Genomic DNA, 22,271 nt, shown 5'->3' with positions numbered 1-22,271 from the left:
TCACCGCCGGGGTGCCGCGTCAGGCGCGGGCGACCTTGGGCGGCACGTTCATCCGCCGCGGGTCGACCAGCGCCAGGGCCGCGATGCCGACGAGCGGCAGCAGCGTCAGCTGGACCAGGCCCGCGCCGTCCCAGCCCATGCTCCCGACCAGCCGGGCGAACAGCAGCCCGGAGAAGGCCGCCGCCACGTAGTACGTGAGCATGAAGAGGCCCGCGCCCCGCCCGACCTGCTCGGGACGGACCGCGCGCTGCATCGCCGTCGTGCAGTTGGTGAACAGCACGCCGCTGGCGAAGGCGCCCATCAGGAAGGCAAGCAGGTACTGCGCCGTCACACCGTCGGCGAACCGGTAGGCCGCCAGCGCGGTCAGCGACGAGCCGACGAAGCCCACCGCCAGCAGCAGCCGCTGGTCGTAGCGGTCGGCCAGGTAGCCCACCGGGAGGGCGGTCATCGCACCGAAGCCCACGAGCGAGGCGGCCAGCGCGATCTGGGCCGGCTCGAAGGCCAGCTCCTCGCGCAGGAACGTCGGGTAGAGCCCGAGGAACCCGTAGAAGACCAGCCCGGAGATGGCCGAGGCGATCCCGATGCCGAGGGTGCCGCGGTTCCAGGGGCTGGCGGGGATGTGCTCGTAGGACGCCGTGTCGGCCGTCCCGGAGCGTCCGGCGACCGCCTCGCTCATCCAGCGGGGCACGGTGACGAACAGGATGACGGCCATGACCAGCCCGGCGACGCCGAAGACGACGAACGGCGCCCGCCACGAGTCGGCCGACTCGGCGAAGGCCTGCCCGATGATCGGGCCGAGGAAGACACCGAGACCGAACGCGACGCCGATGAAGCCCGCGGCCAGTGCGCGCTTGTGGAAGAAGTAGGCGCCGATCACGGCGTAGATCGCGGTGGCCTGCACGCCCTCGCCGACGCCGGAGACCAGCCGGTAGACCGCCATGTCGCCGAAGCCCGCGGAGAGCGGGATCGCCAGCGTGCCGAGCGAGTACACGACGACGCTGACGACGATGATCATCTTGCGGGAGAGCCGGTCGAGCAGGTACCCGGCCGGGAGCCCGGTCAGCGCGATGCCGAGCGTGAACCCGGTGGCCAGGAGACCCGACTGGTCGAGCGAGAACCCGTACTCCTCGCGGATCTGCGGCAGGAGCGGGTAGAAGACCTGCCGGTCCATCGCGTTGAGCATGTAGGAGAGGCAGAGCACGGCGAAGCCGATCGCCACGGCCGCGGCGCCCTTCCGCGCGTCCTGGTCGACGCGCACCGGCTCGGGTGCGCTCGTGGTGGGTACTGACATGGCCGCTCCTGACGTGGTCGATCGAGTGGGGTGTCCGTCAAGCGGACAGAAGTCCGGTGTACGTATGGTCCGGATCACACAAAGCGCCGTCAAGGCCTGTTCGTGCGTCAAATGACGGCGGACGCATGGCCGCGCACGCCGTTCTGGAGGGCTCTGGCCGGCCCGCGAGGCAAGATGGAGCGGTGAGCGTCGAGCCCAGCACCGTCCCTGCCCTGTCCCCCGAGGTCACCGCCCGCTGGCAGGCCCGGTTCCGGGCACCGCGGGTCTCGCTCCCGGACTGGGCCGAGGACGCGCCGCACCGCAACCTGTACTCCTCCGACGTCAGCGGCGTCGTCGAGCAGTATGCCTGGGACCGGGAGACCGACACCCACCGGCAGGCCACCGACCGGCCCAACGGCACGCTCATCGGCACGCTGAGCCCCGACGGCGAGACGATCTGGTGGTTCGCCGACACCGACGGCGACGAGTTCGGCGTCTGGATGACCCAGCCGTTCGCCGGCGGCGAGGACACGGTGGCCGTCGCCGAGGTCGGGGCCGCCTACCCGGCGGGCCTGGAGGTCGGCCGCTCGCTGGTCGCCATCGGCCGCAGCACCGACGACGGCAGCGAGCTCTGGCTGGCGCCGCACGGCGGGACGCCGCGGGTCGTCTACCGGCACGCCGACCCGGCGTCGGTCGACGCCCTGACCCACGACGACGAGCTGCTCGTCCTCTCGCACTCGGAGAACGGCGACCCGCGCTACCCGGCCCTCCGCGTGCTCCGCACCGCCGACGACTCGGTGGTGGCCGAGAAGTGGGACGGCGAGGGCCTGGGCCTGCACGCGCTGGAGTTCGCGCCGCTGCCCGGCGACCGGCGCCTGCTGGTCGGGCACGAGCGCCGCGGCCGCGAGGAGCTCCTGATCTGGGACGTCGAGGCCGGCACCGAGACCGAGCTCGTGCTCGACCTGCCCGGTGACGTGACCGCCGGCTGGTACCCCGACGGCTCCGCGCTGCTGGTGGGCCACGACCACGCCGCGCGCAGCGAGGTCTACCGCTACGACCTGGCCACCGGCACGCTGGAGAAGCTGGACACCCCGCCGGGTGTGGTCCGCGGCGCCACCGCCCGCCCCGACGGCACCGTCGAGCTGGCCTGGTCGAACTCCGAGCTGCCCCCGGTGATCCGCCGCGCCGACGGCCCGGTGGTGCTCTCGGCGTCCGACGAGGAGCCGCCTCCGGCCTACCCGGTCGAGGACCGCTGGGTGCCCGGCCCGGGCGGGGACGTGCACGCGCTGCTGGTGCGCCCGGCCGGCGACGGGCCGCACGCCACCGCCTTCCTGGTCCACGGCGGTCCGGAGGCTGCCGACGACGACTCCTACCGCGCCCGTCGCGCCGCCTACGTCGACGCGGGCTACGCCGTCGTGCACGTGAACTACCGCGGCTCCACCGGCTACGGCTCGACCTGGCGCGACGCGCTGACCGGCCGGCCGGGGCTCACCGAGCTGGAGGACATCGGCGCGGTGTACGACGCGCTGGTCGCCGAGGGGGTCGTGGACCCGCGGCGGGCGATCCTGACCGGTGGCTCCTGGGGCGGCTTCCTCACGCTCCTCGGCCTCGGCACGCAGCCCGAGCGCTGGGCGGCCGGCATCGCCGAGGTGCCGGTGGCGGACTACCTGGCCGCCTACGAGGACGAGATGGAGGGCCTGCGGGCCTACGACCGCGCGCTGTTCGGCGGCTCACCGGAGCAGAAGCGCGACGTCTACGTGCGCTCCTCCCCCATCACCTACGTCGACGCCGTCGCCGCGCCGGTGCTGGTGGTCGCGGGCGCGAACGACCCGCGCTGCCCCATCCGGCAGATCGACAACTACCTGGGCGAGCTCGAGCGGCTGGAGAAGCCGCACGAGGTGTACCGGTTCGACGCCGGCCACGGCTCGCTGGTGATCGAGGAGACCATCCGCCAGGTCGAGGTCGCGCTCTCCTTCGCCCTGCGCCACGTGCAGCCGTAGCCCCCTCGGCTCGGGTGAGCGGTCGAGGTCAGCGCTCGTCCCGCCGGCCGGCCACCCGCGGCCGGCGGGGCGCCAGCAGCGCGTGCCGGGCGGTCTGCGCCCGCCGCCTGACCGCGCGGCGGAACGCCTCCCGGGAGCCGGCCGGGTCGCCGGGTGCGTAGGCGTACCAGCCGAACTCCTCGTCCGGCAGGTCCGGCGCGTCGTCGTCCGCACGCATCCGGTCCCGCATGCGCCGCACCACGCGCTCGGCGAGCTCGTCGTCGCGCAGCAGGGCGGCGAGGTCCCCGGGGTCCACGCCCTCGGCCGCCAGCGCCTGGGCGAGCCACTCGTTCCACCGCGGACCGAACGCCCGGACGACCCCGTCGCTGACGACGGCGTGGGCGGCGTCCACCCGCACGTCGGCGTCCAGGGCCTCGTCGAGCTCCACCATGGCGAGCAGGGTGTAGCGGTCGGGCCCGGGCCAGCCGGGCTGCGGGACGTCGGGCAGCTCGTCGGGCTCCGGCTCGTGGGTCGTCACCGCGTGATGATGCCCCGCCGGGTCACCCCTGGGCGGCGATGAGCTCCGCGATCTGGACGGTGTTGAGCGCGGCACCCTTGCGCAGGTTGTCGTTGCTCACGAACAGCACGAGGCCGTTCTCGCCGTCCTGGCGGATGCGGCCCACGTAGCTCGGGTCCTTGCCGGCCGCCTGCAGCGGGGTCGGCACGTCGACCAGCTGGACCCCGGGCGCCGACGACAGCAGCTCGGTGGCGCGCTCGACGGAGATCGGCCGGTCGAACTCGACGTTCAGCGACAGCGAGTGCCCGGTGAAGACCGGCACCCGCACGCAGGTGCCCGAGACCCGGAGGTCGGGGATGCCCAGGATCTTGCGGCTCTCGTTGCGGAGCTTCTGCTCCTCGTCGGTCTCGAACGAGCCGTCGTCGACGACGGAACCCGCCATCGGCAGCACGTTGAAGGCGATCGGCGCGACGTACTTCGCCGGGGCGGGGAACTCGACGGCGGACCCGTCGTAGGCGAGCTCGTCGGCCTTGTCGACGACGGCCTTCGCCTGCGAGTGCAGCTCCTGGACGCCGGCGATGCCCGAGCCCGACACGGCCTGGTAGGTGCTGGCGACGATGCGGACCAGCCCGGCCTCGTCGTGCAGCGGCTTGAGCACCGGCATCGCGGCCATCGTGGTGCAGTTCGGGTTGGCGATGATCCGGCCCGATGCCTTGGCGATGTCGCCCGGGTTCACCTCGCTGCACACCAGCGGGATCTCCGGGTCGCGGCGGAACGCGGAGCTGTTGTCGATCACGATGACGCCGGCCTCGGCGTACCGGGGCGCCTGCGCGCGCGAGGTGGTGGCGCCGGCGGAGAAGAGCGCCACGTCCAGCCCGCTGGGGTCGGCGGTGGCGGCGTCCTCGACGGTGATCTCGCCGTCGCCCCACGGCAGCGTGGTGCCGGCCGAGCGGGCTGAGGCGAAGAAGCGGATCGAGGCGATCGGGAGGTCGCGCTCGGCGAGGATCGAGCGCATCGCGGCCCCGACCTGGCCGGTGGCGCCGACGATGCCGACGTTCAGCGGGCGCATGCTCATCGTCCGGTCCCTCCGTAGACGACGGCCTCGACGTCGGAGCCGAGGTCGAAGGCGTCGTGCACCGCGCGGACGGCGATGTCGACTTCGGTGTCGCGGCAGACCACGGAGATGCGGATCTCCGAGGTGCTGATCAGCTCCAGGTTCACGCCGGCGTCGGCGAGCGCGCCGAAGAACTTGGCCGAGACGCCCGGGTGCGAGCGCATGCCGGCGCCCACCAGCGACACCTTGCCGATGTGCTGGTCGAACTGCACGTCGGTGTAGCCGACGGTGTTCCTGACCTTCTCCAGCGCGGCCAGGGCGGTCGGCCCGTCGCTCTTGGGGAGGGTGAACGAGATGTCGGCGAGCTTGCTGGCCCCGGCCGACACGTTCTGCACGATCATGTCGATGTTGACCTCGGCGTCGGCCAGCACGCGGAAGAGCTGCGCGGCCTCGCCGGGCCGGTCCGGCACCCCGTAGACGGTGATCTTGCCTTCGGAGCGGTCGTGCGCGACGCCCGTGATGATCGCCTGTTCCACCGGGAGGTCCTCCATCGAGCCGGCAACCGTCGTGCCGGGGAGCTGTGAGTAGGAGCTGCGGACGTGCACGGGGATGCCGTAGCGGCGGGCGTACTCGACGCAGCGGAGCATGAGCACCTTGGCGCCGGACGCGGCGAGCTCGAGCATCTCCTCGTAGGTGACGGTGTCCAGCCGCTTGGCGTTCGGGACGATGCGCGGGTCGGCGGTGAAGACGCCGTCGACGTCGGTGTAGATCTCGCAGACGTCGGCCCGGAGCGCGGCGGCGACGGCGACGGCCGTGGTGTCGGACCCGCCGCGGCCCAGCGTGGTGATGTCCTTGGTGTCCTGGCTGACGCCCTGGAAGCCGGCGACGATCACGATGGACCCCTCGTCCAGCGCCGACCGGAGCCGGCCGGGCGTGACGTCGATGATCCGGGCCTTGCCGTGGCTGCCGGTGGTGATGACGCCGGCCTGCGAGCCGGTGAAGGACCGCGCCTCGTAGCCGTGCGTGGAGATGGCGATCGCGAGCAGCGCCATCGAGATCCGCTCGCCGGCCGTGAGCAGCATGTCGAGCTCGCGACCGGGCGGGTCGTCGGTGATCTGGCTGGCCTGGTCGAGCAGCTCGTCGGTCGTGTCGCCCATGGCGGAGACGACGACGACGACGTCGTCACCGTTCTTCTTGGCGGCGACGATCCGCTCCGCGACGCGCTTCATGTGCGTGGGAGAGGCGACGGAGGAACCGCCGTACTTCTGGACGACGAGGGCCACGAGGCACAAGGCTACCGACGTACCGCGCGCGACCGGCGGTTGCGTCCGCGCGTTCCCGCAGGATGAGATCGACGGATGGACTCACCGGAGCAGTGGCTGCTCAGCGCCGAGGAGCGCGGGAACGCCGCCACCGCGATCCCTGGCTGGACCGAGGGGAACCTCGCCGAGCCGCTGCTGCACGGTGCGACCTACTTCGAGCGGCTGGTCGAGGAGGTCCGCGCGCTGGACGCCGGCGACCACCTGTTCTTCACCGACTGGCGCGGTGACCCCGACGAGCTGCTGCGCGACGGGGGGCCGACGGTGGCCGAGCTGTTCACCGAGGCGGTGAAGCGCGGCGTCTGCGTGCGCGGGCTCGTCTGGAGGTCGCACGCGGAGCAGTTGACGATGAACAAGGAGTCCAACCGTGCCCTCGACGCGGAGATCGAGCACGGCGGAGGCGAGGTGATCCTGGACCAGCGGATCCGCCGCATGGGCAGCCACCACCAGAAGATGGTGGTGCTCCGGCACGACGAGGACCCGTCCCAGGACATCGCGTTCGTCGGCGGCATCGACCTCTGCTACTCCCGGCGCGACGACGCCGACCACGGTGGGGACCCGCAGGCCCTGCGCATGGCCGCCGCGTACGGGGACACCCCGCCGTGGCACGACGTCCAGCTGCAGGTCCGCGGCCCGGCGGTGCACGTGCTCGACACGATCTTCCGCGAGCGCTGGGACGATCCGAACAGCCCCGACGAGGACCACCCCCTCGCCTGGGTCCACGACAAGCTGCACCGAGCCCGGCTGCACGCCGACCCCTTGCCGCCGCAGCTGCCGCCGCCCCCGGAGTGCGGGCCGCACGCCGTGCAGAACCTCCGGACGTATCCGGCGATCCGGCCGCCGTACGACTTCGCGCCCCGGGGCGAGCGGTCGGTCGCCCGGGGCTACACCAAGGCGATCAAGCGGGCGCGCCGGCTGATCTACCTCGAGGACCAGTACATGTGGTCGGGGGAGGTGGCCCGGCTGTTCGCCGAGGCGCTGGCCGACCACCCCGACCTGCACCTGGTGGTCGTCGTGCCGCGGGTCCCGGACCAGGACGGCGCGTTCGCCGAGCGCCCGCAGTACGTGGGCCGCTGGCAGGCGATCGAGATGTGCCAGCGGGCCGGCCAGGGGCGGGTGCACGTCTACGACGTGGAGAACCACGCCGGGACGCCGGTGTACGTGCACGCGAAGGTCTGCGTCGTCGACGACACCTGGGCCAGCGTCGGCAGCGACAACTTCAACCGGCGCTCCTGGACCCACGACAGCGAGCTGTCCAGCACGGTCCTCGACAGCACGCTGGACCCGCGGGAACCCCGCGACCCGGCGGGGACCGGGGACGGCGCCCGCACCTTCGCCCGGGACCTGCGGCTGGCCCTGGCCCGCGAGCACCTGGACCTGGACCCCGACGGCGGCGAGGACGAGCTGGTCCTCGACCCGGGGCGCTTCGTCGAGGTCCTCGAGGAGCGGGCCGCCGCCCTGGACGCCTGGCACGCCGGCGGCCGTCAGGGCCCGCGCCCGCCGGGCCGGGTGCGCCGGCACCAGGCGGAGAAGCTGCCCTGGTTCACCCGCCTGTGGGCGACGCCGGTGTACCGCCTGCTCGACGACCCCGACGGCCGCCCGCTGCGGATGCGGCTGAAGAAGGACTTCTGAGCACCCGCCCCCCGCACCTCCCGCACGGCGCCGAGGCGCGGCGGCATGCTTCGGCCGTGCCGGTACCGCGCCCCGCCGACCCCGACCGACCCGAGAGGAACACCTGTCGATGACCGTCCTGCCCTCCCCCGAGACGGACCGCTCCGCGGGGCCGGTGACCATCTTCGGGCCGGACTTCCCGTTCGCCTTCGACGACTGGATCGCCTCCCCCCGGGGTCTGGGCTCGGTGCCGGAGGAGGCGCGCGGCCGGGAGGTCGCGATCGTGGGCGCCGGGCTGTCCGGGATGGTCGCGGCGTACGAGCTGATGAGCCTCGGGCTCACGCCGGTCATCTACGAGGCCACCCGCATCGGTGGCCGGTTGCGGACCCACCGGTTCGAGGGCGCCGACGGCGTCACAGCGGAGATGGGCGGCATGCGCTTCCCGGTGTCGGGCACGTCGTTCTTCCACTACGCCGACGCCGTCGGCCTGGAGAACCGCCCCTTCCCCAACCCGCTGACCCCGGCCGCCGGCAGCACCGTCATCGACATCGGTGGTGAGACGTACTACGGCCGCTCGATCGAGGACCTGCCCGAGCTCTTCTCGACCATGTCGCAGGCCTGGGACGAGGCCCTGGAGGAGATCGGCTTCACCGAGCTCCAGGACGCGATCCGCCGTCGGGACGTGCCGCGGATCAAGGCGCTGTGGGACGAGCTGGTGGCGACGTGGGACGACCGCACGTTCTACGACTTCGTCGCCGGCGCGAAGGCCTTCGCCGGGCTGCCGTTCCGCTACCGGGAGCTGTTCGGCGTCGTCGGGTTCGGCACCGGCGGCTGGGACTCGGACTTCCCCAACTCGATGCTGGAGATCCTGCGCGTCGTCCTGACCGACTGCGACACCGACCAGCGCCTCGTCGTCGGCGGCGCCGAGCAGCTCCCCCGTGGCCTGTGGACCCTGCCGGTCCGTGCGGGGAGCCCGTGGCCGGAGGGGACGACGCTGGCCTCGCTGCACGGCGGTGCCACCCGGCCGGCCGTCTCGGCGATCGCCCGGAACGACGACGGCAGCTTCTCCGTCCGCGACCGCTGGGGCGTCAGCCGACGGCACGACGCCGTCGTGGCGACCTGCCAGAGCTGGTTGCTCACCACGCAGATCGACTGCGACGAGGCCCTGTTCTCGCAGGACATGTGGATGGCGCTGGACCGCACCCGCTACATGCAGTCGACCAAGACCTTCGTCATGGTCGACCGGCCGTTCTGGAAGGACGTCCGCACCGACACCGGCCGCGACACGATGAGCATGACGCTCACCGACCGGCTCACCCGCGGCACGTACCTGTTCGACAACGGGCCCGGGGTCCCGGCGGTCATCTGCCTGTCGTACTCGTGGATGTCGGACTCGCTCAAGATGCTGCCGCACTCGGTGGACCGCCGGGTCGAGCTGGCGCTCGGCGCCCTGGCCAAGATCTATCCCGACGTCGACATCCGGAGCCACATCGTGGGCGACCCGGCCACCGTCTCCTGGGAGGACGACCCCTACTTCCTGGGCGCCTTCAAGGGCGCGCTGCCGGGGCACTACCGCTACAACCACCGGATGTACACGCACTTCGTGCAGCGGGACCTGCCGCCGGAGCAGCGCGGCATCTTCATCGCCGGCGACGACGTGTCGTTCGCCCCGGCCTGGGCCGAGGGCGCGGTGCAGACCGCGCTGAACGCGGTGTGGGGCGTGATGCACCACCTCGGCGGCTCGACCCACCCCGACAACCCCGGCCCCGGCGACCTCTTCGACGAGCTCGCCCCGGTCGAGCTGCCCGGATGAGCGCGGCCGCCCTGCGGGTGGCGGTGCTGCAGTGCACCTCCGCCCCGTTGGACGTCGCGGGCAACCTCGAACGCCTCGACGCAGCCTGCCGCTCAGTGGCCGGCCGGGCGGACGTCCTGGTGACCCCGGAGATGTTCACGACCGGTTACGACATCGGCCGCGACGAGACCTTCCGCCTCGCCGAGCCCGCCGACGGCCCGATCGCCCGGGCGGTAGCGGAGACGACCCGGCGGACCGGGGTCGCGGTGGTCTACGGCTATCCCGAGCTCGGGTCCGCGGGGGAGGTCTACAACGCCGCCCAGCTCGTCGACGACGGCGCGGTCCGGAGCAGCCACCGCAAGCTGCACCTCTTCGGCGACCTCGACCGCGACCGGTTCACCCCCGGGCAGGAGCGGCCGCGGGTCGCCGACCTCCGCGGGCACCCGGTGGGTCTGCTCCTCTGCTACGACGTCGAGTTCCCGGAGGCGACGCGTTCGCTGGCCCTGGCCGGAGCCGGGACGGTCCTCGTGCCGACGGCGAACATGGCGGACTACGACCTCGTCCCCACCGTGCTGGTGCGGGCGCGCGCCTTCGAGAACGGCGTCTTCCTCGTGTACGCCAACTACACCGGCACCGAGGGCGGGCTCGAGTACGGCGGTCTGAGCACCGTCTGCGCGCCGGACGGCACCGTCCTGGCCCTGGCCGGGCGGGACGAGCAGCTGGACGTCGTCGAGCTGGTCGGGACCGGCAGCATGGGCTACCTCGCCGACCGTCGTCCGGACCTCTTCGGCGAGGCCTCCCCCTAGGTCGGGCCGGGGTCAGAAGCCGTCGCCGAGCGGGAACGAGACCGCCCAGCCCACCGCCACCAGCGCCACGGCGCCGACGCCGTAGAGGACCGCGGGCAGGACCGCCCCGCGGGTGCCGACGACGCCGCGGCGGAGCCGGAGGGCCGAGCGGGCGCCGAGTGCGACCAGGCCGAGCCCGGCCCAGCCCGCGATCCACGCATCGGCGACGCGGTAGAGGACGTCGTCCTCGTTCCGCAGCCGCTCCCGGTAGTCCTCCGCGAGGAAGCCGTCCCGGCCGTCGGGGGTCAGGTGGATCTCCGCTCCGGCCCCGACCGGCATCTCGTGCCAGCCCTCCTGCTCGCGGACGACGCGGAGCTGGCCGTAGTAGTGCAGCCGCGCGGTGCGGACCTCCCCGCCGTCGCCCCGGTAGGTCGCCAGCAGCTCGTCCACGCCGTAGCCGTACCGGTCCTCCTCCACCCGCTGCCGCAGCGTCAGCGCCGGGTGCGGAGCGGGATCGGAGCTCTCGATGGCCTCGACCATGCGGGTGAGCCGGCCGTCGATGAACTGGATCGGGATCACGAACACGCCGAGCATCAGCGAGAGCACGACCGCCCCGACGCAGACGCCGCGCAGGACCCGCTCGGCCCGGGGTTCCTTGGCGCCTCCGCGGGCCATGACCGTCCTCCCTGCTCGCTCGGACTCCGCCGACGGCACGCTACCCAGCCGCGCACCTTGCTCCCCCGCGAGAGTCGGTCTCTGCCCACCTCTGTGGGCAGAGGCCGACTGTCCACAGGAGGTCACGTTGCCGCCTGGCCCGAGGGGAGTCGGTCCACCATCGCCCGGTGCTCGATGTCCTCTTCGATCTGTCCGGGCTGCTGCGGCGCATCCGACGGCGAGCCGACCTCTCCCAGCGGGAGCTCGCTGACCGCACGGGCCTCCCCAAGTCCGTGATCGCCGCCGCGGAGAGCCGATCCCGGGGTTTGGACGCGCGAGCGCTGGCCGGGTGCGCGGCGGTGGCCGGTCTCCGACTGGCACTCCTGGACACCGACGGCCGCGAAGTGCACGGGATGGCGGCAGATACCGTGCGCGACGGCGCCGGCCGCCACCTTCCCGCCCACCTCGACACGGTGCTCAGCGATGACCGCGCGTGGCGGTGGGAGATCCGGCCGCACCTCCCCCGGCCGACGTACACCTTCGACCGCCGGCGGCCGGGGGACGACAGGGCCGAGCGAACTCGCGACCGGCCCGACGACCACCTCCTGCCGCAGCCCGGCGACGCGCCCTGGGAACGTGCGGCCGCCAGGCGCGCGGAGGCCCGGCGCCGGTCGGCAGAGGACCGGCAGCGGCGGTGGGAAGCGAGCCGGCTGCTCCCCCTGGACGACGGATGGTGCTGCCGCTGCCCGCCTGGGTGCGACGAGCTGGACGACTGGTCCGGCAAGCCCGTCCACGCCGAGGACTGCGCGTGCGCCTGCGACATCGGTTGACCCGCTGCTACCGTGGGAACGTGCGCGGCAGCCTCCTGCTTACCCGCCGCGGCGAGGCCCTCTCCTAGGTCGGCTTCCTCGCCGCGGGGTTCTGGCGTCTCCCGGCGTCCGCTGACCGTTCCGGAGCCCGTGCGCACTCCGCGCACGGCAGCCCGCACCAGGAGCCTCCTCATGAACGACACCCATCCGCACGCCCGCCATCCCCAGCAGCCCTCGGGGATGCCGATCCACCGCTACGCGCCGTTCACCCCCGTAGCCCTGCCCGACCGCACGTGGCCGGAGACGGTGACGACGAAGGCCCCGCGCTGGTGCGCGGTCGACCTGCGCGACGGCAACCAGGCGCTGATCGACCCAATGACGCCCGACCGCAAGCGGCGGATGTTCGAGCTCCTGGTCCGCATGGGCTACAAGGAGATCGAGGTCGGGTTCCCCGCGGCGAGCCAGACCGACTACGACTTCGTCCGGCAGCTGATCGACGACGACCTCATCCCCGGTGACGTCACCATCCAGGTGCTGACCCAGGCCCGCGACGAGCTGATCGAGCGCACCTTCGAGTCCCTGCGCGGCGCGAAGCAGGCGATCGTGCACCTCTACAACTCGACCAGCACGCTGCAGCGCCGGGTCGTCTTCGGCTCCGACCGCGCCGGCATCGTCGACATCGCCGTCCACGGCGCGCAGGTGGTGCGCAAGCTGGCCGAGCAGATGGGCGACACCGACATCCGCTTCGAGTACTCCCCCGAGTCCTTCACCGGCACCGAGCTCGACTTCGCCGTCGAGGTCTGCAACGCCGTCACCGACGTCTGGGAGCCCACCCCCGACCGGCCGACCATCCTGAACCTCCCGGCGACGGTGGAGATGGCCGAGCCGAGCGTCTACGCCGACCAGATCGAGTGGGTGCACCGGAACCTGGCCCGCCGCGACTCGGTGGTCCTGAGCCTGCACCCGCACAACGACCGCGGCACCGCCGTCGCCGCCGCCGAGCTCGGCTACCGCGCCGGCGCCGACCGCATCGAGGGCTGCCTGTTCGGCAACGGCGAGCGCACCGGCAACGTCGACCTGGTGACCCTGGGGCTGAACCTCTTCAGCCAGGGCATCGACCCGGAGATCGACTTCTCCGACATCGACGAGATCCGCCGCACCGTCGAGTACTGCAACCAGCTGGGCGTGCACGAGCGGCACCCCTACGGCGGCGACCTGGTCTACACCGCGTTCTCCGGCTCGCACCAGGACGCGATCAACAAGGGCTTCAAGGCGCTGGCCGCCGACGCCGAGGCCGCCGGGGTCCCCGTCGAGCAGCAGGCCTGGGCCGTGCCCTACCTGCCGATCGACCCCAAGGACGTCGGGCGCAGCTACGAGGCCGTGATCCGGGTGAACAGCCAGTCCGGCAAGGGCGGCGTCGCCTACATCATGAAGACCGAGAACCACCTCGACCTGCCCCGCCGGCTCCAGATCGAGTTCTCCGCGGTCATCCAGCGGCACACCGACGACGAGGGCGGCGAGGTGACCGCCGAGCAGATGTGGACCGCCTTCAGCAGCGAGTACCTGCCCGACGCGGCGGCGCCCTGGGGCCGGTTCTCGCTCACCGGCCACCGGCACACCGCGCACGGCGACCAGGTCGACGAGATGATCGTGGAGCTGGTCGACTCCGGCGTCCCGGTGACCGTCGAGGGCCGGGGCAACGGCCCGATCGCTGCGTTCGTCGACGCGCTGCACAGCCTGGACGTCGACGTCCGCGTGCTCGACTACGCCGAGCACGCGATGTCCGCCGGCGGCGACGCGCGGGCCGCGGCCTACGTGGAGTGCGCCGTGGGTGACCGCGTGCTCTGGGGCGTGGGGATCGACCCGAACATCGTCAGCGCCTCGCTGCGCGCCGTCGTCTCCGCGGTCAACCGGGCTCAGCGCTGATCGGGGCGGGGCGGGCTCAACCCGCCCCGTCCTCGCGCCGGCCCTCCCGCCGGCCCTCCCGCCGGCTCTCCCGCAGCGCGGCACCGGGCTCTTCCGGCGGCGCGTCCGCGGGCTCGTCACCCCGGTAGACCCGGTCGCCCACGCCCGCGCCGGTGTGCAGCTCGTCGACCAGCAGGCGGTCCCGCCGCACGTGCCGGCGGCGGTAGGCCACCCGGCTCACCATGTGCGCGCTGACCGGTGCGGTGAGCATCTGGAACACCGCGACCAGCAGCAGCATCCAGGTCGCCGACCAGCCCTGGAGCCGGATGGCCGCGCCCACCATGATCAGCAGCACGCCGAGCACCTGCGGCTTCGTGCCCGCGTGCATCCGGGTGAGGACGTCGGGGAAGCGCAGCAGCCCCAGCCCCGCGGTCAGGCACAGGAGAGCGCCCGAGAGCAGCAGGACGACCGCCAGCGCGTCGCGCGCCACCTCCAGGGCGCTCACCGCGCCTCCTCCCCCGCCCGGGCGGCCCGTTCCTCGGCGGCTTCCGGGAGGCCGACGTCCTGCCCGTCGTCGGCGGAGCTGAGCAGCATGCCGCCGATGTACCGGGCCACCGACACCGAGCCGACGAAGGCCAGCAGCGAGACGACGACGAGAACGGGCACGACGGTGGGGTCGCGCTCCAGCCCGGCGTGCACGGCCAGACCCGCGGCGATGATGACCAGCAGGGTGTCGGTGGCGACCACGCGGTCCAGCAGCGAGGGGCCCAGGCCCAGGCGGACGAGCGCCAGCAGCGCTCCGACGCCGAGCATCCCGTAGGCGGCCCAGTACACGACCGTCACGCCGCGCTCCTCCCTGCAGTACCCAGCGCCGCGACCTCCGCCGGGGAGCCGAACGCGCGCACCACCCGGCGCTCCTGGGTCAGCACCGATTGCCGTTGCCGCTCGACGTCGGCGTCGTCGCGCACGTGCAGGACGTGCAGCGCGAGCGTGCGCCGCTCGCGGTCCATGTCGATGACCATCGAGCCGGGCACCAGGGACAGCGACTCGGCCACGATGGTGAGGAGCAGGTCGGAGTCGGTCCGCAGCTGGACGGTGATGATCGCGCTCCGGTCGATGCCGCTGGGCCGGATCGTCTGCCAGGCCACGAGGGCTCCGGAGCTGATCAGGTCGACGACGAACCAGCCCAGGAACGACAGCGTCGGCAGCGGGCGCAGCCGGGAGCCGCCGGTCACCGGCGGCAGGGGCAGCAGGACGGTCACCGCGAGGGCGACCGCGAGCCCGCTGAGCAGGTTCGCCCAGGACCAGGTGCCCCACAGCAGGTTCCAGACCAGCACCAGCCAGATGAGCAGGGGCAGCTGGTGGCGGAACCGGTGCGCGACCGGGCCGGCGGTGTCGGTGGTGTCAGTGGTCACGGCATGTCCCCGCCGAACACCGAGGAGATGTAGGGGGTGCGGTCGAGGAGGTCCGCGGCCGCCCGGTCGGCGATCCCGTAGAGCGGACCGGCCAGCGCGGTGAGCGCGACGGTGACCGTGACCATCGCCGCGGTGGAGGCGACCATCACCTGCGGGAGCGGCCGCAGCGGCCGCTCCCGACCCTCGTCGTCGCCAGGGCCGTCCGTGGCCGGCGCGCTCGCGGTGGCCACCGCCGTGTGCCGCTCCCACGCGGCCCGCCGCGCCTCGGCCCGGTCGGCGCGCGCGGAGGCGGCCGGCAGCTTCTCCCCCGCCGGCTCCTGCTCCTCCTCGGGGCCGGGCAGCGGGTCCGGCGAGAGGTCCGGGCCGGCGTCGGCGGCCGCGGCGTCGAAGGTGTCCGCCGCCGGCGACTGCGCCGGGAGCCGCCAGAAGGCGCGGCTCCACACGCGCGAGATGGCCAGCAGGGTCAGCAGGCTGGTCACGGCCCCGCCGGCGACCAGGACGATCGGCAGCCACCCGCCGTCGGCGATCCCCGCCTCGAGCAGCCCCAGCTTCCCGATGAATCCGGAGAACGGCGGGATGCCGGCCAGGTTCATCGCCGGGACGAAGTACAGGATCGCCAGCAGCGGGGACGCCGTCGCCAGCCCGCCGAGCCGGTCCACGCCCGTCGAGCCGCCCTGGCGCTCGATCAGCCCCGCGACGAGGAACAGCGTCGTCTGGATGGCGATGTGGTGGACGACGTAGAAGATCGCGCCGGCCAGCCCCGCCGTGGACGCCAGCGAGATCCCGAACACCATGTAGCCGATGTGGCTGACCAGCGTGAAGGACAGGATCCGGCGGATGTCGGTCTGCGCCACCGCGCCGAGGATGCCGACGACCATCGTGGCGAGGGCGGCCCACATCAGCACCTCGTCCAGCGCGCCGCCGGGGAACAGCAGCGTCTGGGTGCGGATGACCGCGTAGACGCCGACCTTGGTCAGCAGCCCGGCGAACACCGCGGTGACCGGTGCGGGCGCGGTCGGGTAGCTGTCGGGCAGCCAGGCCGACAGCGGGAACACCGCCGCCTTGATGCAGAAGGCGATCAGCAGCATCGACTGCAGCAGCAGCTGGGTGCCCTCGGGCAGCTCGGCCAGGCGCCCGGCGAGCTGGGCCATGTTCACCGTGCCCGTCGCCGCGTAGACCAGCGCGATCGCGGCCAGGAACAGCACCGAGCTCAGCAGGCTCACGATGATGTAGGTGATGCCGGCCCGGATGCGCGCGGCCGAGCCGCCGAGGGTCAGCAGCACGTAGCTGGCGGTCAGCAGGATCTCGAAGCCGACGTAGAGGTTGAACAGGTCACCGGCCAGGAAGGCGTTGTCCACGCCCGCGATCAGCACCAGGAACGTCGGGTGGAAGATCGAGATCGGCGTCTCCTCGTCGCCGTCGGCCGCGCCCTGGCCGACCGCGAAGACGAGGACCCCGAGGGCGACGGTCGCGGCGACCACGAGCATGAGGGCCGAGAGCCGGTCGACGACGAGCACGACGCCCAGCGGCACCGGCCACCCGCCGACCGAGAGCGCCGCGGCTCCTTCCGCGTCGGCGAGCAGCAGCAGGGCGACGGAGACGGCGAGCACGGCGGTGAGCACCGCGACGCTCAGCGTCCGCTGCATCCGCGGGTGCCGGCCGCCGACCAGCAGGGCGGCCGCGGCCCCCAGCAGCGGCAGCAGGACCGGCAGCGGGGTGAGGACGCGGATCACCGCAGGTGCCGATCGGTCGGCGGGAGGTCGACGTCGTCGGAGGCGATGCCGGCGTAGTGCCGGGCCAGCGTCGCCTCCACCTCGTTGTCCGCCGCGAAGGTGTCGGCGTGCATGGCCGGCCGGTCCTCGGGCGCGAGGTCGTCGGGGTCGATCTCGTCGGCGTCGGTGCCCGACCGGCGGGCCACCCGGCGGTCCTCCTCGTCGACCTCGATCGCCTCCTGGCGCACCAGGCGCCAGGACCGGTAGATGATCGCCAGCACGAACGCCGCGATGCCGAAGGTGATCACGATCGCGGTCAGGATCAGGGCCTGCGGCAGCGGATCGCTCATCTCCTCGGGCTCGGCGTACCCGAGGATCGGCGCGAGGCCCGACGGCCCGCCGGTCGAGAGCAGCAGCAGGTTGGTGGCGTTGCCCAGCAGCAGGAAGCCCAGGAGGACGCGGGTCAGGCTGCGGTCGAGCAGCAGGTAGACGCCGGCCGCGTACAGGACGCCGATCGTGACGGGCAGGACGACGGTGGGGGTCATCGCAGGATCACCTCTCCGGGCACGACGTCGATGGGGTCGTGCTCGTCGACCTGGCGGTCGAGCTCCGCCCCGAGGCTGCGCAGGATGTCGAGCACCAGGCCCACCACGATCAGGTAGACGCCGATGTCGAAGAACAGCGACGTGACGAGCTTGACGTCGCCGAGCACCGGCAGCGTCGTCTCCAGGATCGCCGTCTGCAGGACGTCGGCGCCCAGCATCAGCCCGACGACGCCGGTCGTGCCGGAGAACAGCAGACCCACGCCGAGCAGCAGGCCCGGGTCCACCGGCGCGGCCTCGCCGAGCTCGTAGCGGCCGCCGGCCAGGTAGCGCAGCACCAGCGCGAGCCCGGCGACCAGCCCGCCCGCGAAGCCACCGCCGGGCTCGTTGTGCCCGCTGAACAGCAGGAACAGGGAGAAGACCAGGATCGGGTGGAAGAGCACCCGGGTGATGACCTCGAGGATGACCGAGCGCCGCTCCGGCGCCAGGGTCGCCGTGGCGGCCAGCCACTGGCCGCGGGGCGCCCGCCGGGAGCTGCGCTCCTGCCGGGCCAGCTCCACCGGGTCCAGCCGGTCGACGGCGCCGGTGCGTCGCCGGAGGAACACCAGGCTGGCCACGCCGGTGGCGGCGACGACGAGCAGCGAGATCTCGCCGAGGGTGTCCCAGGCGCGGATGTCGACCAGGGTCACGTTGACGATGTTCTGCCCGCCGCCGAACCCGTACGCGGCCTCCGGGTAGTCCACCGACACCGGGGTCGCGGTGCGCGCGCTCATGACCACGGCGCCGGCCGCGGCCATCAGCGCGCCGATGCCGACGGCGATCACGCCGCGGCCGAGCCGCTCGCGGGGCCGGTGCCGCTCGGTGATGTCCTTGGGGAGCTTGCGCAGCACCAGCACGAAGACGACCAGGGTCAGCGTCTCGACCAGGAACTGGGTGAGCGCCAGGTCCGGGGCGCCCTGCAGCGCGAAGAGCACCGCGAGGCCGTAGCCGGTCACGCCGACGACCAGGACGGCCGAGAGCCGCTGCCGGATCCGCAGCGCCAGCAGGGCGGCGATGACCACGACCGCCCCGACCAGCGCCTGGACGGGCGTGTCCCAGGCCCGCCACTCCTCCGGCCACGGCGCCCGGAACAGCAGCACCGAGCCGGGCAGGGCCAGGACGACGACCAGGATGGTGCCGAGGTAGGCCGGCAGCGAGCCGCGCTGCGTCGTCCCGGTGACCAGGACGGCGACGCGGTCGACCGCCTGCAGGGTGTTCCAGTAGCCCTCGTCGGCCGAGGCCCCGACGGCCACCCGGCGCTGCGCGCGGAAGACGGCGCTGCGGGCGAGGAACAGCAGCGCACCACCCACGACGGTGACCGCGGACAGCAGCAGCGCCGGCTGGAGGCCGTGCCACAGCGCCAGCTCCTCCGCCTTCTCCGCCACCAGCGGGAGCTCGTCGGCGTAGCCGGCGACCAGCGGCTCCAGCAGCGGGCTGGCCGGCCCGAGCACCAGCCCGGTCAGCGCGAGCGAAGCGGGTGCGGCGAGGAACAGTGCGCTGGGCGGGTGGACCAGCTCGGCCGGCTCGGTCTCCGGGAGATCGGGCTTGCGCGCGAAGGCACCCCACACGAAGCGGGCCGTGTAGGCCGCGGTGAGCACCGAGCCCAGCACCAGGCCGGTCAGCACGACGACGGCGGCCGGTCGGTCGGGCAGCCCGCCGTCCCACAGCGCCGTGAAGGCGGCCTCCTTCCCCACGAAGCCGAGCAGCGGGGGCAGGCCGGCCATCGAGGCCGCGGCCAGGGTGCCGATCACGGCCAGCGCGGGCAGCCGTCGGCCCAGCCCCGAGAGCCGACGCAGGTCGCGCACCCCGGTCGAGTGGTCGATGACGCCGACGGTGAGGAAGAGGGTGGACTTGAACAGCGCGTGCGCCAGCGTCATCGCCAGACCGGCGGCCGCCAGCTCCCGGCTGCCACCGCCGACCAGGACCATCAGGAAGCCCAGCTGGCTCACCGTGCCGAAGGCCAGCAGCAGCTTGAGGTCGTTCTGCCGCAGCGCCCGGTAGCCGCCGACCAGCATCGTGGCCAGGCCCAGACCGAGCACCAGCGGCCGCCAGCCCGGCACGTCGGCGAACCCCGGGGCCAGCCGCGCGACCAGGTAGATGCCGGCCTTCACCATCGCCGCGGCGTGCAGGTAGGCGCTGACCGGCGTCGGCGCCTCCATCGCGGCGGGCAGCCAGAAGTGGAACGGGACCATCGCCGACTTCGTGACGGCCCCGGCGAGCACGAGCACCGTGCCGGCCACCAGCAGCGGGCCGCTGCCCGGGTCCGCGACGACCTCCGACAGCAGGTAGCTGCCGCTGGTCTCGCCCAGCATGATCAGGCCGATGAGCATCGCCAGCCCGCCGGCGGTGGTGAGGACCAGCGCCTGGCTGGCCGCGCGGCGGGCCGCCAGCTTGGTGCCCGCGCCACCGATGAGCAGGTAGGAGAAGACGGTGGTGAGCTCCCAGAACACGTAGAGCAGGAACAGGTCGTCGGCGAGGACGAGGCCGAGCATCGACCCGGCGAACGCGGTGAGCGTGCCCGCGAACCGGGCGCTGCCCTCGTCCCCGGGCTCGAAGTAGCGGGCGCAGTAGAGGAGCACCAGCGCGCCGACGCCGGTGACCAGCAGCGCGAACGTCAGCGACAGCGCGTCGAGCCGGAGCGCGATCTCCAGGTCCAGCTGCGGCACCCAGGGCACGGTCTCGCGCAGGTCGCCACCGTCGCTGACGCGCCCGATCCGGGTCAGGACCCACGCGAAGCCGGCCGCGGGCACCAGGGCGAGCACGAGGAAGGCGTTCCGCCCCCACCAGCGCAGGAGGACCGGCGCGAGCACGGCCGCGAGCAGGTGGAGGAGCAGGAGTGCGAGCACGGGTCTCCGGGAGGTCAGAGGGCTTCTCGGACACCACTGACGTCGGTCGACGGCCGGCGGTTGAGAGCCAGACTACCGGCCCCCGGCCACCCACCACCGGCCGGAACGACGATCAGGAGACCTGATCGTTCCGGGTCCTCCCTCGTGGTCGACGGTGAGGGAGGACCCCGAACGGTGAGGGAGGACGCGGCGGGAGGCGGTCAGCCCTCGGCGAGCTCGGAGGCCACCAGCCAGGCCTCCTCCACCTCGGCCTTCTCCGTCTGCAGCGCCCTGAGCTGCGCGTCGAGCTCGGCCGCCTTCGCGTAGTCGGTGGCCGCCGCGGCGAGCTGGTCGTGCAGCTTCTTCTCGTCGGCGTCGAGCTTGAGCATCCGGCGCTCGAGCTTCGACGCCTCCTTCTTGGCCGCCCGCGACTCGGCGGCCGAGACCGCCGGGGCCGCCGTCGACGGCGCTCCGACTGCGCGGGTGCCGCCGTCGCCGGCCGAGGTCAGCGGCGCGCCACCCGCGGCCCGGCGCCGGAGGTACTCGTCCACCCCGCCCGGGAGCTCGGCCAGGCTGCCGTCGCCGAGCAGCGCGACCACCTTGTCGCACACCCGGTCGACGAAGTACCGGTCGTGGCTGACCACCAGCACCGTGCCGGGGAACCCGTCGAGCAGGTCCTCCAGCGCGGTGAGCGTGTCGATGTCCAGGTCGTTGGTGGGCTCGTCGAGCACCAGCACGTTCGGCTCGGCCATGAGCAGGCGCAGCAGCTGCAGCCGCCGGCGCTCGCCGCCGGAGAGGTCACCGACCGGCGTCCACTGCCGGTTGGCCGCGAACCCGAACCGCTCGGCGAGCGTCGAGGCGGAGATCTCCTGGTTGCCGATGCGGGCCAGCCGGGCGACGTCCTGCACCGCCTCCAGCACCCGCGCCTTCGGCGGCAGCTCGGTGACGTGCTGCGAGAGGTATGCCGGCGCCACGGTCTGGCCGACGACGATCCTGCCCGCGTCCGGCTTCGTCTCCCCCACCAGCAGCTTCAGCAGCGAGGTCTTGCCCGCGCCGTTGACGCCCACGATGCCGATCCGGTCGCCGGGCCCGACGTTCCAGGTCAGGTCCTTGAACAGCGTGCGCGGGCCGTCCTCGGTCGGGACGGCGTAGTCGACGTCCTCGACGTCGTAGACGGTCTTGCCGAGCCGCTTGGCGGCGAAGCCCTTGAGGGCCATCGAGTCCCGGGCGGGGGGCTCGTCGGCGATCAGCGCCTGCGCGGCCTCGATGCGGAACTTCGGCTTGCTGGTGCGCGCCGGCGGGCCCCGGCGCAGCCAGGCCAGCTCCTTGCGGACCAGGTTCAGCCGGCGCTCCTCGGTGACCGAGGCGATCCGGGCCCGCTCCGCCCGGGCCAGCGTGTACGCCGAGTAGCCGCCGTCGTAGGAGTGCACGCTTCCGTCGGCGACCTCCCACGTGGTGGTGCAGACCTCGTCGAGGAACCACCGGTCGTGGGTGACGACGACCATCCCGCCCTGGCGGGCCTTCACGTACTCCGCGAGCCAGGCCACGCCCTCGACGTCGAGGTGGTTGGTCGGCTCGTCGAGGATCAGCAGGTCCAGCGGCCGGATGAGCTGGGCGGCCAGCGCGACGCGGCGGCGCTCGCCACCGGACATCGGGGCGACCGGGGCGTCGAGGCCCAGGCGGTCGAGCTCCAGCCCGGTGAGCACCGAGCGCACGGCGGGGTCACCGGCCCACTCGTGCTCCGCGGCGAACATCGAGGAGGGGAGGACGACGTCGCGCACCGTCGTCCCGGTCGGCAGCGTGCCGGTCTGGTCGAGGACGCCCATCGCCAGGTCGCCGCGGCGGGTGACCCGGCCGGAGTCGGGCTCGTCGGCACCGGTGAGCAGCGACAGCAGCGTGCTCTTGCCCCCGCCGTTGCGCCCGACGACGCCGATCCGCTCGCCCGCGGCGACGCCCAGGGAGACGTCGTCGAGGATCACGGTCGTCCCGTGGGCCTTGTGCACCCGCTCGAGGTTGACCAGGTTGAGGGGCGCGCTCATCGGC

At 73.2% G+C, this 22,271-nt stretch carries 18 protein-coding genes; 6 read left to right on the top strand and 12 right to left on the bottom strand.

What is annotated here, in order from left to right; all coding sequences use genetic code 11:
* Positions 1-19 precede the first annotated feature (19 nt).
* Positions 20-1,291, bottom strand: a complete 1,272-nt coding sequence (locus DQ244_RS01250) for an MFS transporter (RefSeq protein WP_113809672.1) — start codon at positions 1,289-1,291, stop codon at positions 20-22.
* A 182-nt stretch (positions 1,292-1,473) separates the two neighbouring features.
* On the opposite strand from DQ244_RS01250, the gene DQ244_RS01245 reads away from it, so the two are divergent.
* Complete coding sequence (locus tag DQ244_RS01245; RefSeq protein ID WP_233491095.1) at positions 1,474-3,270, top strand: prolyl oligopeptidase family serine peptidase; 1,797 nt, start codon at positions 1,474-1,476, stop codon at positions 3,268-3,270.
* A 28-nt stretch (positions 3,271-3,298) separates the two neighbouring features.
* Here DQ244_RS01245 and DQ244_RS01240 read toward each other — a convergent pair whose 3' ends face one another.
* From DQ244_RS01240 to DQ244_RS01230, 3 genes are read right to left on the bottom strand one after another with little or no spacing between them, the layout of a single operon-like run.
* The gene (locus DQ244_RS01240; protein ID WP_113809670.1) at positions 3,299-3,787 is read right to left on the bottom strand and encodes a hypothetical protein; all 489 of its coding nucleotides are present in this window, start codon (positions 3,785-3,787) and stop codon (positions 3,299-3,301) included.
* Positions 3,788-3,809: 22 nt separating this feature from the next.
* Complete coding sequence (locus tag DQ244_RS01235) at positions 3,810-4,841, bottom strand: aspartate-semialdehyde dehydrogenase (RefSeq protein WP_113809669.1); 1,032 nt, start codon at positions 4,839-4,841, stop codon at positions 3,810-3,812.
* Entirely contained in the window at positions 4,838-6,103 is a 1,266-nt protein-coding gene (locus DQ244_RS01230; RefSeq protein WP_113809668.1) for an aspartate kinase, read from the bottom strand. The genes DQ244_RS01235 and DQ244_RS01230 overlap by 4 nt, the downstream gene beginning before the upstream one ends.
* Before the next feature lie 75 nt (positions 6,104-6,178).
* On the opposite strand from DQ244_RS01230, the gene DQ244_RS01225 reads away from it, so the two are divergent.
* The 3 genes from DQ244_RS01225 (at position 6,179) to DQ244_RS01215 (ending at position 10,348) form a co-directional block, all read left to right on the top strand.
* Positions 6,179-7,771, top strand: coding sequence for a phospholipase D-like domain-containing protein (locus DQ244_RS01225; protein WP_113809667.1), 1,593 nt, complete (start codon positions 6,179-6,181; stop codon positions 7,769-7,771).
* Between the two features lie 109 nt (positions 7,772-7,880).
* The gene (locus tag DQ244_RS01220) at positions 7,881-9,563 is read left to right on the top strand and encodes an NAD(P)/FAD-dependent oxidoreductase (RefSeq protein WP_113809666.1); all 1,683 of its coding nucleotides are present in this window, start codon (positions 7,881-7,883) and stop codon (positions 9,561-9,563) included.
* Positions 9,560-10,348 (top strand): carbon-nitrogen hydrolase family protein, encoded by a 789-nt coding sequence (locus tag DQ244_RS01215; protein ID WP_199580094.1) that lies wholly within the window; start codon positions 9,560-9,562, stop codon positions 10,346-10,348. The genes DQ244_RS01220 and DQ244_RS01215 overlap by 4 nt, the downstream gene beginning before the upstream one ends.
* A gap of 12 nt (positions 10,349-10,360) precedes the next feature.
* Here the strand turns inward: DQ244_RS01215 and DQ244_RS01210 are convergent, their stop codons facing one another.
* Complete coding sequence (locus DQ244_RS01210; protein WP_113809665.1) at positions 10,361-11,002, bottom strand: hypothetical protein; 642 nt, start codon at positions 11,000-11,002, stop codon at positions 10,361-10,363.
* A 167-nt stretch (positions 11,003-11,169) separates the two neighbouring features.
* On the opposite strand from DQ244_RS01210, the gene DQ244_RS01205 reads away from it, so the two are divergent.
* Positions 11,170-11,811 (top strand): helix-turn-helix transcriptional regulator, encoded by a 642-nt coding sequence (locus DQ244_RS01205; protein WP_113809664.1) that lies wholly within the window; start codon positions 11,170-11,172, stop codon positions 11,809-11,811.
* 171 nt (positions 11,812-11,982) lie between these two features.
* The gene (gene leuA / locus DQ244_RS01200) at positions 11,983-13,716 is read left to right on the top strand and encodes a 2-isopropylmalate synthase (RefSeq protein WP_113809663.1); all 1,734 of its coding nucleotides are present in this window, start codon (positions 11,983-11,985) and stop codon (positions 13,714-13,716) included.
* 16 nt (positions 13,717-13,732) lie between these two features.
* On the opposite strand, the gene mnhG is transcribed toward leuA, so the two are convergent.
* From mnhG to DQ244_RS01165, 7 genes are all read right to left on the bottom strand, one after another.
* Positions 13,733-14,200 carry a monovalent cation/H(+) antiporter subunit G gene (mnhG, locus tag DQ244_RS01195; RefSeq protein WP_113809662.1) on the bottom strand — a complete coding sequence of 156 codons (468 nt, stop codon included), beginning with the start codon at positions 14,198-14,200 and terminating at the stop codon, positions 13,733-13,735.
* Positions 14,197-14,538, bottom strand: coding sequence for a monovalent cation/H+ antiporter complex subunit F (locus DQ244_RS01190; protein WP_113809661.1), 342 nt, complete (start codon positions 14,536-14,538; stop codon positions 14,197-14,199). The genes mnhG and DQ244_RS01190 overlap by 4 nt, the downstream gene beginning before the upstream one ends.
* Positions 14,535-15,110, bottom strand: a complete 576-nt coding sequence (locus tag DQ244_RS01185; RefSeq protein ID WP_113809660.1) for a Na+/H+ antiporter subunit E — start codon at positions 15,108-15,110, stop codon at positions 14,535-14,537. Before DQ244_RS01185 ends, DQ244_RS01190 begins: the two co-directional genes overlap by 4 nt.
* Positions 15,107-16,843, bottom strand: coding sequence for a Na+/H+ antiporter subunit D (locus tag DQ244_RS01180; protein ID WP_199580093.1), 1,737 nt, complete (start codon positions 16,841-16,843; stop codon positions 15,107-15,109). Before DQ244_RS01180 ends, DQ244_RS01185 begins: the two co-directional genes overlap by 4 nt.
* Entirely contained in the window at positions 16,840-17,367 is a 528-nt protein-coding gene (locus tag DQ244_RS01175) for a Na(+)/H(+) antiporter subunit C (protein ID WP_113809659.1), read from the bottom strand. The genes DQ244_RS01180 and DQ244_RS01175 overlap by 4 nt, the downstream gene beginning before the upstream one ends.
* Positions 17,364-20,249: a Na+/H+ antiporter subunit A gene (locus tag DQ244_RS01170; RefSeq protein ID WP_113809658.1), complete on the bottom strand. Its 2,886-nt coding sequence runs from the start codon at positions 20,247-20,249 to the stop codon at positions 17,364-17,366. Before DQ244_RS01170 ends, DQ244_RS01175 begins: the two co-directional genes overlap by 4 nt.
* Before the next feature lie 200 nt (positions 20,250-20,449).
* On the bottom strand, positions 20,450-22,267 hold the full coding sequence (locus DQ244_RS01165) for an ABC-F family ATP-binding cassette domain-containing protein (protein WP_113809657.1): 1,818 nt from the start codon (positions 22,265-22,267) through the stop codon (positions 20,450-20,452).
* Positions 22,268-22,271: the final 4 nt, after the last annotated feature.

The sequence above is a fragment of the Blastococcus sp. TBT05-19 genome (assembly GCF_003319095.1).
GTDB lineage: Bacteria > Actinomycetota > Actinomycetes > Mycobacteriales > Geodermatophilaceae > Blastococcus.
Note: the sequence above shows the minus strand (reverse complement) of the source record. Positions and strands in the feature narration are given on the sequence as shown.